Origin of the sequence: Anaeromyxobacter sp., from assembly GCA_016718565.1 — a bacterium.
In the GTDB taxonomy this organism is placed as follows: Bacteria; Myxococcota; Myxococcia; order Myxococcales; family Anaeromyxobacteraceae; genus JADKCZ01.
In genome coordinates this window covers 652,793-667,176 of sequence record JADKCZ010000002.1, presented here as the reverse complement: position 1 = coordinate 667,176, position 14,384 = coordinate 652,793, and the positions used below count along the sequence as shown (strand labels likewise).

Sequence of the window (14,384 nt, the reverse complement as noted above, 5' to 3'; positions counted from 1 at the left end):
CGGGGGCGTCGGCGTCTCCGGCCCGGTGGTGGGGGAGTCGCCAGGCTGGTCAGCGGCCGGAGCCGCTGGAGCCGTGGTGGTCCTCGTCCCCGTCCCCGTCGTCGTCGTGCAGCACGCGGATGGAGGCCCGGATGTTGGCCAGGATGGCGCCCTGCGCCGTCGCGTCGGCCGGGTCGAGCAGGCTGCCGTCGGCCGCCTTGAACCAGCCCGACGGGTCCACGTCGAGGGTCACGTTGGCGCCGGTGGCCGGGTCCACCACGATGGCCCCCTCGCGCTTCTGCGCCACCTCCATGGAGGTCTGGAAGGTGAAGGGGGCGGTGACCGTGGCACCGGCCACCGTGGTGGTGCGGGTGCCATCCACCAGGATGGAGGCGTGGGCCTCCGCCATGGCCAGCAGGCCGGGATCGGCGCCGGCCTTGGAGGCGGGCAGGGTGTTCAGCTTGAACTTCAGCTCGTGGTAGGTGCCGGCCGGCACGTCGACCGCCGCCACCCAGTGGACGCCGCTGGCCAGGTCGGCGCCGGAGAGGTCCACCAGGAACGGACCGGCCTCGATCTCGCACCCGTCGCCGTCATCGTCACCCGAGTCGTCGGAGCTCCCCGACCCGCCGGAGCCGCTGCCCGAGCCGCCGTGCGCCAGGGCCTCGCCTGCGGCGCGTGCGGTGCCGGTGGGGCCGGTCGGCCCGGTCGGGCCGGTGGGGCCAGTCGGCCCGGTCGGGCCCGTGGGTCCGGTTGGTCCGGTCGGTCCAGTGGGTCCGGTTGGTCCCGCCGCGCAGGCCGCCGAGCCCTCGACCTCCACCTCACGCACCAGCAGGCGAAGCCGCTCGATGGTGAGGCCGTTGCCGGCGTCCACCGAGGCCACCGCCGGCCCGGTGCCGGCTGCGCCCGGACTCCGGCCGGTGGCGCTCACCGAGAGCCCCTTGCCCGAGTCGCCGCAGGCGGCCAGCAGCGCGGCGGCACCCAAGATGGCCAGCGCTGAATGTGGCATGGAACGCATCGCGTCTCTCCTTCTGCGGTGCCCGGTGAGGCCGGCGCCGCTGTGTGGTCCGTGTGCTTGACCCGCGACGCGGGCTGGCGGGCCACTCGGGAGGGGCGTCCGCCCCACCAGAGGGTCAGCGGGCGCTGACGGCCTGCGCCGGGCAGCAGGCGCCGGGCAGCAGGCGCCGGGCAGCAGGCGCCGGGGAGGCAAGGCGCCCCTCCTCCGGGGGCGACCGCGCGACCCGGGCGTGCCAGAATGCCCGCCTTCCCAGGAGGCAGGCATGGCGGATCGAGTGGTGGCTGCCTCGGACCACGCGGGGCTCACCCTGCGGGCCGAGGCCGTCAAGGCGGCGAAGGGCGCGGGCTGCGAGGTGGAGGACCTGGGACCCCACGCGGCCGACAGCGTGGACTACCCGGACTACGCCCGCCTGGTGGCCGAGGCGGTGGCCGGTGGCCGGGCGCGGCTGGGCATCCTGGTGTGCGGCACCGGCATCGGCATGTCGATCGCCGCCAACAAGGTGGCCGGGGTGCGCGCCGCGCTCTGCCGCACCGAATACGAGGCCCGCATGGCGCGCGCCCACAACGACGCCAACGTGCTCTGCCTGGGCGAGCGGGTCACCGGCGGCGGGCTGGGGGCCGCCATCGTGCTGGCCTTCCTGGCCACGCCCTTCGAGGGCGGCCGGCACGCCCGCCGCGTCGACCTGCTCGGCGCGCTCGACCGCCGCTGAGCCGCCCTACCGCTTGACCAGCGCCTTCGCCGCGAGCCGCACGGCCGCGGGGTAGGCGGTGATCTGCGGCACGAGCTGCAGCTCGTCGCGGGGGAGGAGCGCGAGCACCTTGTGGACCATGTCCGGCGTGAGGCGGGGGTTGGCCAGGAGCGCGCGGCGGACCTGGGGGACCTGCAGCCAGGCGGGGTTCCCGACGATCAGCTCGAGGAGGGGGCGGGGCAGAGTGCCCAGCCTGGCCAGGCGGGCCACCTCGGGGACGGTGACGTGCGTGTTCCTGAGCAGCGCCTCCCAGACGATCTTGCCGTAGAGCCGCTCCAGGACGACCCGCTCGGTGACGGAGCCGCCGCGGGCGACGCGCAGCTGCTCGGCCACCGAGAGGCCGCGGAGCCGCTCCTGGACGTTGGCCGGCGCGTGGTCCTCCCGGCCTCCCTCCACCTCCTCGTCGAAGGGCGCGGGCTCGGGCGCCGGGGCCGGGGCGGCCAGGTGGCGGACCAGCGCCTCGCGGTCGAAGGCCTCGAAGGCGAAGACGGTGCCGGTGTCGGAGGTCAGGACGGCGCGGGCCGGCACCGTCAGCCGCTGGCCCGAGGGGAAGACCAGATCGACGTCGCAGAAGGCGCCCCGCGCCAGGCCGGCCACGCCCGCGCCGACGACCGAGCCGCGCGTGAGGTTGGGCCGCTCGCGCTCGAGGTCGGCGGCGGTGAGGGTGACGACCACGCGGGGGTGCACCGGGCCATCCTAGCCGGGCCCGGGGCGGGGTCGAAGCCGGGGGTGAGGTCGAGGTCGGGGCCTCCCGGGACCGGCCCGTCCCGGGGCGCCTCGGGGTGCGGCGTTGTGTCGCCGATCGCCCTTTCGAGGGCGATTCCTGGGGCTGACTCCGCGGAGCGCTCGGGGGCCTGCCGTGAGGCCCGTCCGGCCCACGGTCACGGTCGGCCCGGATGGTCTAGAGTGCCCTGGTGTCTGCCAGCGCACACGCCAGGCGACCACCGGATGCGTCGAACGGCCCCGCGCCGTCGAGGGGGCCCGACGTCGCCAGCCGCTCGGTCCTGGTGGTCGGCGCGGCGGTCCTGGCGTACGTGGTGGCCCAGGCCGGCCTGGCCTATCACCTCGCCGCGGCGGCGCCCGACGGGGCCGTGCCGGCGCTCGGCTGGTACCTGGGGGGCGCCGCGCTCGGGCTGGTGCTCCTCGCCGGCGTGGCCTGGAGGGAGGCGCGCCGCCTGGCCCTGCGGCTCCGGAGGAGCCAGCTGGAGCTCCACGAGAGCGAGGAGCGGTTCCGGCTGGCCTTCAAGACCAGCCCGGAGCCACTCACGCTGACCCGGCTCGACACCGGGGTGCTGGTGGCCTGCAACGACGGCTTCCTGAAGCTGCACGGGCTCGAGGAGTCCCAGGTCGTCGGCCGGCGCACGGTGGACCTGGGGCTCTGGGTCGACCCCGCGGAGCGCGAGGCCGTCCGGCAGGCGGTCGAGCGCGGCGAGGTGGTCTCGGCCCGCGACGTCCGGGTGCGGGGCGCGGCCGGCGACGTCCGCATCCTGGCCTTCTCGGCCAGCGCCCAGGTCAGCGGCGGCGTCCGTCACATGCTGGCGCTCGGCCGGGACGTCACCGAGGAGCGCGCCGCCGCGGCCCGGCACGAGGCGCTCTCGACGGCGCTGCGACAGAGCGAGGCGCGGTACCGTTCGGTGGTCCGCAGCGTGCCGCTGGTGCAGTGGGCCATCGGCACGGACGATCGCTTCACGCTCTCGGAGGGGCGCGGCCTGGCGGGGCTGGGGCTCGCCCCGGGCCAGGTGGTCGGCCGCACGGTCCAGGAGGTCTACGCCGCCCACCCGGGCGTGCTGGCCGACTACCAGCGCGCCAAGGCCGGCGAGACCTTCATGGCGCTCAACGACTTCGGCTCGGTGGCGTTCGAGAGCCACTGGGCGCCACTCCGCGACGAGGCCGGCCGGATCATCGGCGTGACCGGCATCGCGCTCGACGTGACCGCCCGGCGAAAGGCCGAGGCGCAGCTGCTCCAGGCGCAGAAGATGGACGCGGTGGGGCGCCTGGCCAGCGGCATCGCCCACGACTTCAACAACCTGCTGGTGGTCATCCTGGGCGGCTGCGACTACCTGCAGACGCAGCCGGGCCTGCCGGCGGGCGTGACGGCCATGGCCGGGGACATGGCCGAGGCCGGCCAGCGGGCCGCCACGCTGGTCCGGCAGCTCCTGGCCTTCGGCCGCAAGGGGCGCGCCGAGCCGCGCCCGTGCACCCTGAACGCGGTGGTGGCGGGCTTCGAGCGGCTCCTGCGCCGCACCATCTCCGAGAACATCGCGGTCGAGGTCCGGCTGGTCGAGGCGCCCTTCACGGTGCGGATCGACACCCAGCAGCTGGAGCAGGTGCTGCTCAACCTGGCCGTCAACGCCCGCGACGCCATGCCCGGCGGCGGGACGCTCCGCATCTCCACCTCCAACCAGGACGACCCCGCGGGCGGTGGCCGCTGGGCCTGCCTGACGGTGGCCGACACCGGGACCGGCATGGAGCCCGAGGTGCGGGCGCACCTCTTCGAACCGTTCTTCACCACCAAGGGGACGCGCGGGACCGGCCTGGGGCTGGCCACGGTCTTCGGCATCGTGCAGCAGGCCGGCGGGCGCCTCGAGGTGGAGTCGGCGCCGGGGCGCGGCTCGACCTTCCACGCCCTCTTCCAGGCCGTGGACGTGGCCGCCGACGACCTCGTGCCGGAGGCCCCGGCGGCCGAGGTGCGCGGCGCCGGGCAGCTCGTGCTGGTGGTCGAGGACGAGCCCGGCGTCCGCCGCAGCACCGTCCGGATGCTCGGCGAGTGCGGCTTCCAGACCCTGGAGGCCGAGGGGGCGGAGGAGGCCCTGCAGCTGGCCCAGGCGCCCGGGGTGGCCCTGGTGATCACCGACGTGGTGATGCCCGGTATGCCGGGCACGGCGCTGGCCAGCTGCCTCGCGGAGCTGCGCCCCGGGCTGCCCGTCCTGTTCGCCACCGGGTACATGGACCGTCACCTCCACGAGGTGCCGCCGCAGGCGCTGGTGCTCGAGAAGCCCTTCACCCGCGAGGCCCTCGGCCGCATGGTGATGGCGGCCCTCCGGAGCCCGGACTGAGCGAGGGCGGTCCGTCCGGGCGGAGACGTCGCGCGCGTGGCCCGCCGGCACCGCTGCGCCGCCGTTGCCCATCCCGGGCCCGCCGCGCTATGAAAGCGCCCGTCCTTCCGCCACCTTGAGGAGCCCCCACCCATGATGCCCACCGCGCACCTCTCCGAGGCCGACCCCGACGTCGCCCGCCTCATCCGCGAGGAGACCCGCCGCCAGGCCGAGGGGCTCGAGCTCATCGCCAGCGAGAACTTCGTCTCCCCGGCCGTGCTGGAGGCGGCCGGCTCGCCGCTCACCAACAAGTACGCCGAGGGCTACCCGGGCAAGCGGTACTACGGCGGCTGCGAGGTGGTGGACCAGGTGGAGCAGCTGGCCATCGACCGGGTCAACCGGGTCTTCGGCTCCACCTACGCCAACGTGCAGCCGCACTCCGGCTCGCAGGCCAACATGGCGGCCTACTTCGCCCTGGGCACCCCGGGCGACACCGTGGTGGCCATGAGCCTCAACTTCGGCGGCCACCTGACCCACGGGTCGCCGGTCAACTTCTCCGGCAAGCTCTTCAAGATCGTCCCCTACGGGCTGAACCAGGCGGACGAGCGGATCGACATGGCCGAGGTGGCCCGCCTGGCGCGGGAGCACCGGCCCAAGATCCTGGTGGTGGGGGCCAGCGCCTACCCGCGCACCCTGGCGTTCGACCTGTTCGCCGAGATCGCCCGCGAGGTCGGGGCGTCGCTGATGGTCGACATGGCCCACATCGCCGGCCTGGTGGCGGCCGGCCTGCACCCCAACCCGGTGCCGGTGGCCCAGGTGGTGACCAGCACCACCCACAAGACGCTGCGCGGCCCGCGCGGCGGCCTCATCCTCTGCCGCGACGCCGACCTGGCCAAGAAGCTCAACAGCCAGATCTTCCCCGGCATCCAGGGCGGGCCGCTCGAGCACGTCATCGCCGCCAAGGCGGTGGCCTTCGGCGAGGCGCTGCGCCCCGAGTTCAAGGTCTACCAGCAGGCCATCCTCGACAACGCCCAGGTGCTGGCCGAGGGGCTGCTCGAGGCCGGGCTGCGCCTGGTCTCCGGCGGCACCGACAACCACCTGATGCTGGTGGACCTGCGCCCCAAGGGGCTCACCGGCAAGGTGGCCGAGGAGGCGCTCGGCAAGGCCGGCATCACCGTCAACAAGAACATGATCCCGTGGGACCCCGAGAAGCCCTTCGTCACCTCCGGGGTCCGCGTCGGCACGCCGGCGCTGACCAGCCGCGGCTTCGGCACGGCCGAGATGGCGATGGTGGCGGCGCTCATCGGGCGCGTCCTCGACGCCCCGGCCGACGAGGGCTCGCTGGCCCGGGTGCGCGCCGAGGTCAAGGCGCTGTGCGCCAGCTTCCCCATGTACGCCGACCGGCAGTGACGGCCCGCCGATGCGCTGCCCCTACTGCGGCCACCTGGAGGACAAGGTCGTCGACTCCCGCGAGGCGGGAGAGGGCCAGGCCACGCGCCGTCGCCGCGAGTGCCTGGGCTGCAGCCGCCGCTTCACCACCTACGAGCGGATCGAGGAGATCCTCCCGGCGGTGGTGAAGAAGGACGGGCGCCGCGAGCCGTTCGACCGGAAGAAGATCCTGGAGGGGCTGACGCGCGCCTGCCAGAAGCGGCCGGTGTCGGCGGCGCAGATCGAGTCGCTCATCTCGGCGGTGGAGCGGCAGGTGCAGGAGCTGGGCGAGAAGGAGGTGCCCAGCCGGGTGGTGGGCGAGGCCGTCATGGCGCGCCTCCGCGCGCTCGACCCGGTGGCCTTCGTGCGCTTCGCCTCGGTCTACCGGTCCTTCGAGGACGTGGGCGACTTCATGAGCGAGCTCGAGGGGCTGGCCGGCGGGAAGGGCGGCGCGTGAGCGGTCGCCGCGCCGGGCCGGACGCACAGCGCTTCATGCGGCTGGCCCTCGCCGAGGCGGCCCGCGGCCAGGGGCGCACCAGCCCCAACCCGGCGGTGGGGGCGGTGCTGGTCAAGGGCGGCCGGGTGGTGGGCCGCGGCCACCACGCCCGCGCCGGCGGGCCGCACGCCGAGATCGTGGCGCTGCGCGCCGCCGGGGCCCGCGCCCGCGGCGCCGACCTGTACACCACGCTGGAGCCCTGCGATCACCACGGCCGGACCCCGCCCTGCAGCGAGGCGGTGCTGGCGGCCGGCGTGTCCCGGGTCTTCGTGGGCTCGGCCGACCCCAACCCGCTGGTGAACGGCCGCGGGGTGCGCCGCCTCGAGGCCGGGGGCGTGGTGGTGGCCAGCGGCATCCTCGAGGCCGAGTGCGACGCCCTCAACGCCCCCTGGTTCACCTACATCACGGCGGGCCGCCCGCACGTCACGCTCAAGGTGGCCGCCACCCTGGACGGCCGGCTGGCCACCCGCGCCGGCGACTCGCGTTGGGTGAGCGGCCCGGAGGCGCGCGCCTGGGTGCACCGGCTGCGCGACCAGGTGGACGCGGTGCTGGTGGGCCGCGCCACCGCGGCGCTGGACGACCCGCGCCTCACCACCCGCCTGCCCGGCGGCGGCGGCCGGGACCCGCTGCGGGTGGTCCTCGACACCCGCCTCTCGCTCCCGCCGGCCCTCAGGCTGTTCCGGCAGCGCTCGGCGGCCGCCACCCTGGTGGCCCACGCCGCCGGGGCCGCCGCCCTGGCCAGGGCCAGGCGGGAGAAGCCCCGGGCCGAGCTGCTGGCCTGCCGCCGGGGCGCCGGCGGGGTGGACCTCCGCGACCTGCTCACCAGGCTGGCGGCCCGCGGCGTGACCCACCTGCTGGTGGAGGGGGGCGGGGCGGTGGCCGGCGCCTTCCTGGCGGCCGGGCTGGTGGACCGCCTGGCGCTCTTCCTGGCGCCGGTGGTGCTGGGCGACGGGCGCGGCTGGGGCCCGGCGGCGGCGCCGGCCCGCATGTCCGACGCCCTGCGGCTGGCGCAGGTCTCGGTGGAGCGGCTCGGCCAGGACCTGCTGGTGCAGGGCAAGCCCGTGCTGGCGCGCCCCCGCGGACGGGTCTAGGATCCCGCCCCCTATGTTCACCGGGCTCATCTCCGACGTCGGGGTGGTCGAGCGCCTCTCGCCGCGCTCCGGCGGCGCCCGCCTCACCCTGCGCCCCACCTCCCTGCCGGTCGACGACCTCGCCCTGGGTGAGAGCGTGGCCTGCTCCGGCGCCTGCCTCACGGTGGTGGAGCGCGGGGGCGGGCTGGTCTCCTTCGACGCCGTGCCCGAGACCCTGTCGCGCACCACCCTGGGCGGCTGGAGCAGCGGCACCCGCGTCAACCTGGAGCGGGCGCTGCGCCTGTCCGACCGGCTGGGCGGCCACCTGGTGGCCGGCCACGTCGACGCGGTGGGCGAGCTGCTGGCGCGGGTGGCGGAGGGGGAGGGGGCGCGCCTCACCTTCTCCCTGCCGGCCGCGCTCGGGCCGCTGGTGGCCGAGAAGGGCTCCATCGCCATCGACGGCGTCTCGCTGACGGTGGCCACGGCCGGGCGCGACCGCTTCGAGGTGGCGCTCATCCCGGAGACCCTGGCCCGCACCACCCTGGGCCTGGCGCGCCCAGGCACCCGGGTCAACCTGGAGGCCGACGTGGTGGCGCGCCACGTGGCGCGGCTGCGCGAGTGGGCGCCCCTGGGCGCCGAGGCGCTGGCGGGCTGGGGCTACGGCGGAGGTACGGCGTGAAGGTGGGGACGGACAAGTCGGTGGAGCGGGTGGAGCGCGCGCTGGAGTGGATGCGCGCCGGCCGCATCGTCATCCTGGTGGACGACGAGGACCGCGAGAACGAGGGCGACCTCTGCATGGCGGCCGAGAAGGTCACGCCGGCGGCGGTCAACTTCATGGCCAAGCACGGCCGCGGCCTCATCTGCCTGTCGCTGGCCGAGGAGAAGGTGGCCAGGCTGCGCCTGCCGCTCATGGTGGACGAGGGGGCCAACACCAGCAGCTTCGGCACGGCCTTCACGGTCTCCATCGAGGCCAAGACCGGCGTCACCACCGGCATCAGCGCCAAGGATCGGGCCCACACCATCCTGACGGCGGTGCGCGACGACTGCCGCCCGGACGACCTGGCCCGGCCCGGCCACGTCTTCCCGCTCAGGGCCCGCCGCGGCGGGGTGCTGGTGCGGGCCGGCCAGACCGAGGGCTCGGTGGACCTGGCGCGGCTGGCGGGCCTCAAGCCGGCCGGGGTCATCTGCGAGGTCATGAACGACGACGGCAGCATGTCCCGCCGGCCCGAGCTGGAGGTGCTGGCCGCCGCCCACGACCTGCCCATCGTCTCGGTGGCCGACCTGATCGCCTACCGCATGCTGAAGGACGCGCTGGTGCACCGCGCCGCCGAGGCGCCGCTGCCCACCGCCTGGGGCGGCTTCCGCGCCGTGGCCTACGAGAACGACGTGGACAAGCACCAGCACGTGGCCCTGGTGAAGGGCCGCTGGCGGCGGGGCGAGGCCGTCATGGTGCGGGTCCACTCCAAGTGCCTGACCGGCGACGTCTTCGGCTCGGCCCGCTGCGACTGCGGCCCCCAGCTGCACGCCGCCATGGCGCAGATCGAGAAGGCCGGCAAGGGCGTGCTCCTCTACCTCGACCAGGAGGGGCGCGGCATCGGGCTGGCCAACAAGCTCAAGGCCTACAACCTGCAGGACCAGGGGTTCGACACCGCCGAGGCCAACGTCCAGCTGGGCTTCAAGCCCGACCTGCGAGACTACGGCCTGGGCGCCCAGATCCTGCGCGACCTGGGGGTCCGCAAGATGCGCCTCCTCACCAACAACCCGAAGAAGATCGTCGGGCTGGAGGGGTACGGCCTGCAGGTGGTGGAGCGCCTCCCCATCGAGACCGCCCCCACCGCGCGCAACCGGGCCTACCTGCGCACCAAGCGCGACAAGATGGGCCACCTCCTCACACTCGAGCCGGCCCGCCCGGCGCGCCGGGCCACCCGCCCGGCCGCCAGGGCGCGCCACGGAAGGAAGCCATGAAGGTCCACGAGGGTACGCTGATCGCCACCGGCCTCAAGGTCGCGCTGGTGGTGTCCCGCTTCAACTCGCTCATCACCGAGCAGCTGCTGGCCGGGGCCGTCGACACCCTGCGCCGCCACGGCGCCGCCGACGCGGACCTGGAGGTCTTCCGCTGCCCCGGCACCTTCGAGCTGCCGGCGGTCCTGAAGCGGGTGGCGCTGAGCGGCCGCTTCGACGCGGTGGTGGCGCTGGGCGCCGTCATCCGCGGCGGCACCCCGCACTTCGACTACGTGGCCGGCGAGGCCACCAAGGGCGTGGCCCAGGTGGCCATGGAGGCCAGCTGCGCCGTCTCCCTGGGCGTCCTCACCTGCGACACCATGGAGCAGGCGCTGGAGCGGGCCGGGGTGAAGGCCGGCAACAAGGGGGCCGAGGCGGCCGCCGCGGCCATCGAGCAGGCCCAGGTGCTCCGGCTGGCCTCGGCCGGGCCGGCGCGCCGCGGCGCGGGGCGCGGATGATCGGCCGCCGTACCCGGGCCCGCGAGCGGGCCCTGCAGGCGCTCTACCAGATCGACGTGGCCGCGGCCGGCATCGACGAGGCGCTGGCCACCTTCTGGAAGAGCTTCGAGCCGACCGAGCGCGAGGTGCAGGGGCTGGCCGAGCAGCTGGTGCGCGGCGTGGCGGCCGACCGGCGCGAGGTGGACGAGGTCATCGAGGGGGTCTCCACCAACTGGCGGCTCGACCGCATGGCCAAGGTGGACCGCAACGTGCTGCGGCTGGCGGTGTGGGAGCTGGTCAAGGGCGACGCCCCGGTCAAGGTGGTCATCAACGAGGCCATCGAGCTCGGCAAGAAGTACGGCTCGGAGTCCACCGGCGCCTTCGTCAACGGCGTGCTCGACAAGGTGGCGCAGGGGCTGCCCCCGGCGCGCCGCGGCGAGGCGTGATGACCGGCCGCTGCCGGCGCGGGGCGCCCTGATGCGCCGGGTGGAGGTGGCCGACCTCTCGCTCGCCACGCTCGACGCCCTGGACGTCGACGCGCTGCTGCTGCTGGTCGGACCGGAGCGGCCGCTGCCCGGGCTGGCCGGGCTGGTGGACTGGCGCCTCTGCGGGGCCCTGACCCGGGCGCTGCAGGGCGGCCTCTACGCCGCCTCGCCGGGCGAGGCGCTGCTGGTGCCCACCGGCGGCCGCCTGCCGGCCCGCCGGGTGGTGGCGCTGGGGCTGCCGGCGCAGGCCGGTCCGGCCGAGTTCTCGGCGGCGGCCCGGCACGCCTGCCAGGTGCTGCACCGGGCCGGCAGCGCGGCCTTCGCCACGGCGCTGCCGCTCCTGGAGGGCGCCGACCAGGCCACCCTGGCCCGGCTCTGGCTGGCGGCCGGCGACGCGGCCCCGGGCAGCCGGCAGGTGCTGCTGGGCGACGCCCGGGCGCTCTCGGCCGCCCTGGCCGCCGCCCGCGACGCCGGCGGCGCGGCCGTCGAGCTGGCGTCCTTCACGGCGCGCCCCGGCCCGGTGCTACGATGAGCGACGGTCGCCACGGGGCGGCCGACCCGACTCATGGCCGACCGTTCCCAGAAGGCGCTCTCCGACTTCGTCTCCGAGGCACAGGAGACCATCGACGCGCTCGGCAAGGACCTGATGCGCCTGGAGGCGCACGGGGCCGAGCCGGATCCCGACCTGCTGAACGCCGTCTTCCGCGCCTCCCACTCGCTCAAGGGGCTCTCCTCGATGTTCGGGGTGGAGCGCATGGCGCGCCTGGCGCACGCGCTGGAGGACCTGCTCGACGACGCGCGCATGGGGCGGCGCCTGCTCGATCGTGGCGCCATGGACCTGCTGCTGGAGGCGCCAGAGGTCTTCTCGCGGATCATCGCCGAGGAGTCGGCCGGCACGCCGCCCACCACGCAGGACGCCGCGGTGCGCCTCACCGACCGGCTGCGGGCCGGCGAGCAGCTGGGAGCCGTGGTGGCCGAGGACCCGCTCGACGCGGTGGCCATCGGGCCCGAGGTCCGCAAGGTCCTCACCGAGTACGAGGAGCACCGGCTGCGCGCCAACGTGCTGAAGGGGCTGGACCTCTTCCGCGTGCGGGTGGCCTTCGACCTGGCCGGCTTCGACCGCGAGCTCTCCGAGCTGACCGCGAGGCTCAAGGCGGTGGGGGAGGTGGTCTCCACCCTGCCGTCGTCCGACGCCCACGATCCGGCCTGCATCGCCTTCGAGCTGCTCTTCGCCTCCAGGGAAGGGCACGCGGCCGTGGTGCTGGAGGCCGGCCCGGCCGCGGCGGTGGAGCCGGTGGCGCGGCTGCGCCCGGTGGCGGCCAGCGCCCCGCCGGTGCCTGGCCCACCCCCGCGCGCCACCCCTGCGCCCACCGCGCCCCCGGCGCGGACCTCGACCCGGTCTTCGGCCCCGACCTCGGCCCCGACCTCGGCCCCGACCCCGGCCCCGGCCCCGACCCCGACCCCGGCCCCGCCCCGGCCCCGGCCCCGGCCCCGGCCCCGGCCCCGGCCCCGGCCCCGTACCAGCCCCCGGGCCCCGCCTCCGTCCCCCCCGAGGCCCTGGCCGTGCTGGACCGCGCCGGCACGCTCGCCCCGCTGCCCGAGGCGCCCCAGGAGGTCGAGACCGGCTCGCTGCGCTCCGCCTCCCAGGCCGTGCGGGTGGACATCCACAAGCTCGACCGGCTCATGAACGTGGTGGGCGAGCTGGTGCTGGTGAAGTCCTCGCTGCTGGCCATCGCCGAGCGGCTCAAGACCGAGGGCGGCGACCCGGCGCTGACCGCCGAGCTGCACCGCACCAACCGCGGGCTGGAGCGGAAGCTCGACGAGCTGCAGAGCGGCATCCTCGAGGTCCGGATGGTGCCGCTCGACCAGGTCTTCGACAAGCTGACCCGCATGGTGCGCAAGCTGGCCCGCGAGGTCGGCAAGGAGATCGAGTTCGACGTCTCGGGCGGCGACGTGGAGCTCGACAAGCTGATCGTCGAGGACCTCTCGGATCCGCTCATGCACCTCATCCGCAACGCCATCGATCACGCCATCGAGGCGCCCGACGTGCGGGCCCGCCTGGGCAAGCCGCGCGCCGGCCGGGTCACGCTGAGCGCCAGCCAGCGGGGCAACCACGTGCAGATCGTGGTGGCCGACGACGGCGCCGGCATCGACGAGGACCGGGTGCGCGAGGTGGCGGTGGCGCGCGGCCTGGCCCGCCCCGAGGAGGTGGCGGCGCTGGGGCGGCGCGAGGTGCTCAACCTGATCTTCGTGCCCGGCTTCTCCACCGCCCGCCAGGTGACCAGCCTGTCCGGCCGCGGCGTGGGCATGGACGTGGTCAAGAACAACATCGCCAACCTCTCCGGCATCATCGACCTGCAGAGCGAGCGGGGGCGCGGCGCGCGCATCGAGATCACGCTGCCCGTGACCCTGGCCATCATCCGCGCGCTGGTGGTGTCGGTGGCCGGCCGCATCTACGCGGTGCCGCTCAACAGCGTGCTGGAGATCCTGGAGGTGCGGGCCAGCGAGCTGCGCACCGTGTCGCGGCGCGAGGTGCTCACCCTGCGCGGCGCCACGCTCCCCATCACCCGCCTGTCGCGCCACTTCGCCCTCTCCGGCGATCGGGCCGCCGAGCCCTTCTTCGTGGTGGTGGTCGGCCTGGCGCAGGAGCGGCTGGGCGTGGCGGTGGACGACCTGGTGGGCCAGCAGGACATCGTGGTCAAGCCGCTGGGCCGGGCGCTGCAGGGGGTGCGCGGCATCGCCGGGGCCACTGACCTGGGCAACCGGCGCACCGTGCTGGTGCTGGACGTGGGGGCCATCATCGAGGACGTGGTGGCCGGCGAGGGGACGCGGGAGGCGGCCGGGTAGCGCCGGCCCGCCATGTACCTCGAGCACTTCGGCCTGACCCGGAAGCCCTTCGCCAAGACGCCAGACCCGGCGTTCCTGTTCCCGTCCCGCCAGCACGCCGAGGCGCTGGCGCGGCTCTCCCACGCGGTGGAGGAGCGGGAGCTGGCGGTGCTCACCGGCGAGGTGGGGGCGGGCAAGACCACCCTGTCGCGGGCCCTGGTGGACGCCTTCGCCGACCGCTGCCGCTTCAGCTTCATCGTCAACCCGGCCCTGCCGCCGGCCCAGCTCCTGGGGGCCATCGCCGAGGGGTTCGGGCTGCCGCCCACCCGGCGCAAGGCCGACACCTGGTCGGCGCTGGCCGAGCGCCTGGGCGAGCTCGACGCCGAGGGGCAGTTCCCGGTGGTGGTGATCGACGAGGCCCAGCTGCTGGCCGGGCGCGCCGCCTTCGACGAGCTGCGGCTCCTCACCAACCTGGCGGCGGACGACCGGGCGCTGGTGGGGCTGCTGCTGGTGGGCCAGCCGGAGCTGCGGCAGCGGGTGCGCGACCGGGGCGGCGAGGCCTTCGCCCAGCGCATCGGCGTGGCCTACCACGTCGGGGCGCTCGACCTGGCCGAGACCGGCGCCTACCTGGCCCACCGCCTCGGGGTGGCCGGTCGCCAGGCCCCGCTCTTCACCCCCGAGGCGGTGGCGGCGCTGCACCACCACGGCGGCGGCGTGCCGCGCCGGCTCAACCAGCTGGCGGGGAGCGCGCTGCTGGAGGCCTTCGGGCGCGACGCCGACGAGGTGGGCGCGGCGGCGGTGGAGGCGGCGGCGGCCGATCTGGCGGCGTTTCTGGGCGGTCCAGGGGGGGCGCGGTAGACTCGC

14 protein-coding genes are annotated in these 14,384 nt (G+C 75.6%); 12 read left to right on the top strand and 2 right to left on the bottom strand.

Annotated elements, in window-relative coordinates; translation table 11 throughout:
* Positions 1–49: 49 nt before the first annotated feature.
* Positions 50–994 (bottom strand): hypothetical protein, encoded by a 945-nt coding sequence (locus tag IPO09_09755; GenBank protein MBK9517621.1) that lies wholly within the window; start codon positions 992–994, stop codon positions 50–52.
* A 262-nt stretch (positions 995–1,256) separates the two neighbouring features.
* Between IPO09_09755 and rpiB the strand changes: the two genes are divergently transcribed.
* The gene (gene rpiB / locus IPO09_09750) at positions 1,257–1,703 is read left to right on the top strand and encodes a ribose 5-phosphate isomerase B (GenBank protein ID MBK9517620.1); all 447 of its coding nucleotides are present in this window, start codon (positions 1,257–1,259) and stop codon (positions 1,701–1,703) included.
* A 6-nt stretch (positions 1,704–1,709) separates the two neighbouring features.
* On the opposite strand, the gene IPO09_09745 is transcribed toward rpiB, so the two are convergent.
* Complete coding sequence (locus IPO09_09745) at positions 1,710–2,429, bottom strand: hypothetical protein (GenBank protein ID MBK9517619.1); 720 nt, start codon at positions 2,427–2,429, stop codon at positions 1,710–1,712.
* 227 nt (positions 2,430–2,656) lie between these two features.
* On the opposite strand from IPO09_09745, the gene IPO09_09740 reads away from it, so the two are divergent.
* The 11 genes from IPO09_09740 (at position 2,657) to IPO09_09690 (ending at position 14,378) form a co-directional block, all read left to right on the top strand.
* Positions 2,657–4,798 (top strand): PAS domain S-box protein, encoded by a 2,142-nt coding sequence (locus tag IPO09_09740; GenBank protein MBK9517618.1) that lies wholly within the window; start codon positions 2,657–2,659, stop codon positions 4,796–4,798.
* A 132-nt stretch (positions 4,799–4,930) separates the two neighbouring features.
* Complete coding sequence (locus IPO09_09735) at positions 4,931–6,187, top strand: serine hydroxymethyltransferase (protein MBK9517617.1); 1,257 nt, start codon at positions 4,931–4,933, stop codon at positions 6,185–6,187.
* Positions 6,188–6,197: 10 nt separating this feature from the next.
* Positions 6,198–6,662, top strand: a complete 465-nt coding sequence (gene nrdR / locus IPO09_09730) for a transcriptional repressor NrdR (protein ID MBK9517616.1) — start codon at positions 6,198–6,200, stop codon at positions 6,660–6,662.
* Between the two features lie 35 nt (positions 6,663–6,697).
* Positions 6,698–7,792, top strand: a complete 1,095-nt coding sequence (gene ribD, locus IPO09_09725) for a bifunctional diaminohydroxyphosphoribosylaminopyrimidine deaminase/5-amino-6-(5-phosphoribosylamino)uracil reductase RibD (protein ID MBK9517615.1) — start codon at positions 6,698–6,700, stop codon at positions 7,790–7,792.
* 13 nt (positions 7,793–7,805) lie between these two features.
* The gene (locus IPO09_09720) at positions 7,806–8,450 is read left to right on the top strand and encodes a riboflavin synthase (protein ID MBK9517614.1); all 645 of its coding nucleotides are present in this window, start codon (positions 7,806–7,808) and stop codon (positions 8,448–8,450) included.
* A gap of 50 nt (positions 8,451–8,500) precedes the next feature.
* Positions 8,501–9,736, top strand: a complete 1,236-nt coding sequence (locus IPO09_09715) for a bifunctional 3,4-dihydroxy-2-butanone-4-phosphate synthase/GTP cyclohydrolase II (protein MBK9517613.1) — start codon at positions 8,501–8,503, stop codon at positions 9,734–9,736.
* Positions 9,733–10,230 (top strand): 6,7-dimethyl-8-ribityllumazine synthase, encoded by a 498-nt coding sequence (locus IPO09_09710; GenBank protein MBK9517612.1) that lies wholly within the window; start codon positions 9,733–9,735, stop codon positions 10,228–10,230. Before IPO09_09715 ends, IPO09_09710 begins: the two co-directional genes overlap by 4 nt.
* Positions 10,227–10,655 (top strand): transcription antitermination factor NusB, encoded by a 429-nt coding sequence (gene nusB / locus IPO09_09705; GenBank protein ID MBK9517611.1) that lies wholly within the window; start codon positions 10,227–10,229, stop codon positions 10,653–10,655. Before IPO09_09710 ends, nusB begins: the two co-directional genes overlap by 4 nt.
* A 28-nt stretch (positions 10,656–10,683) precedes the next feature.
* A complete protein-coding gene (locus IPO09_09700) occupies positions 10,684–11,226 on the top strand; it encodes a peptidase M17 (protein MBK9517610.1) in 543 nt (180 codons plus the stop codon).
* On the top strand, positions 11,223–13,541 hold the full coding sequence (locus IPO09_09695; GenBank protein MBK9517609.1) for a chemotaxis protein CheW: 2,319 nt from the start codon (positions 11,223–11,225) through the stop codon (positions 13,539–13,541). Before IPO09_09700 ends, IPO09_09695 begins: the two co-directional genes overlap by 4 nt.
* A 12-nt stretch (positions 13,542–13,553) precedes the next feature.
* Entirely contained in the window at positions 13,554–14,378 is an 825-nt protein-coding gene (locus tag IPO09_09690; GenBank protein ID MBK9517608.1) for an AAA family ATPase, read from the top strand.
* Positions 14,379–14,384: the final 6 nt, after the last annotated feature.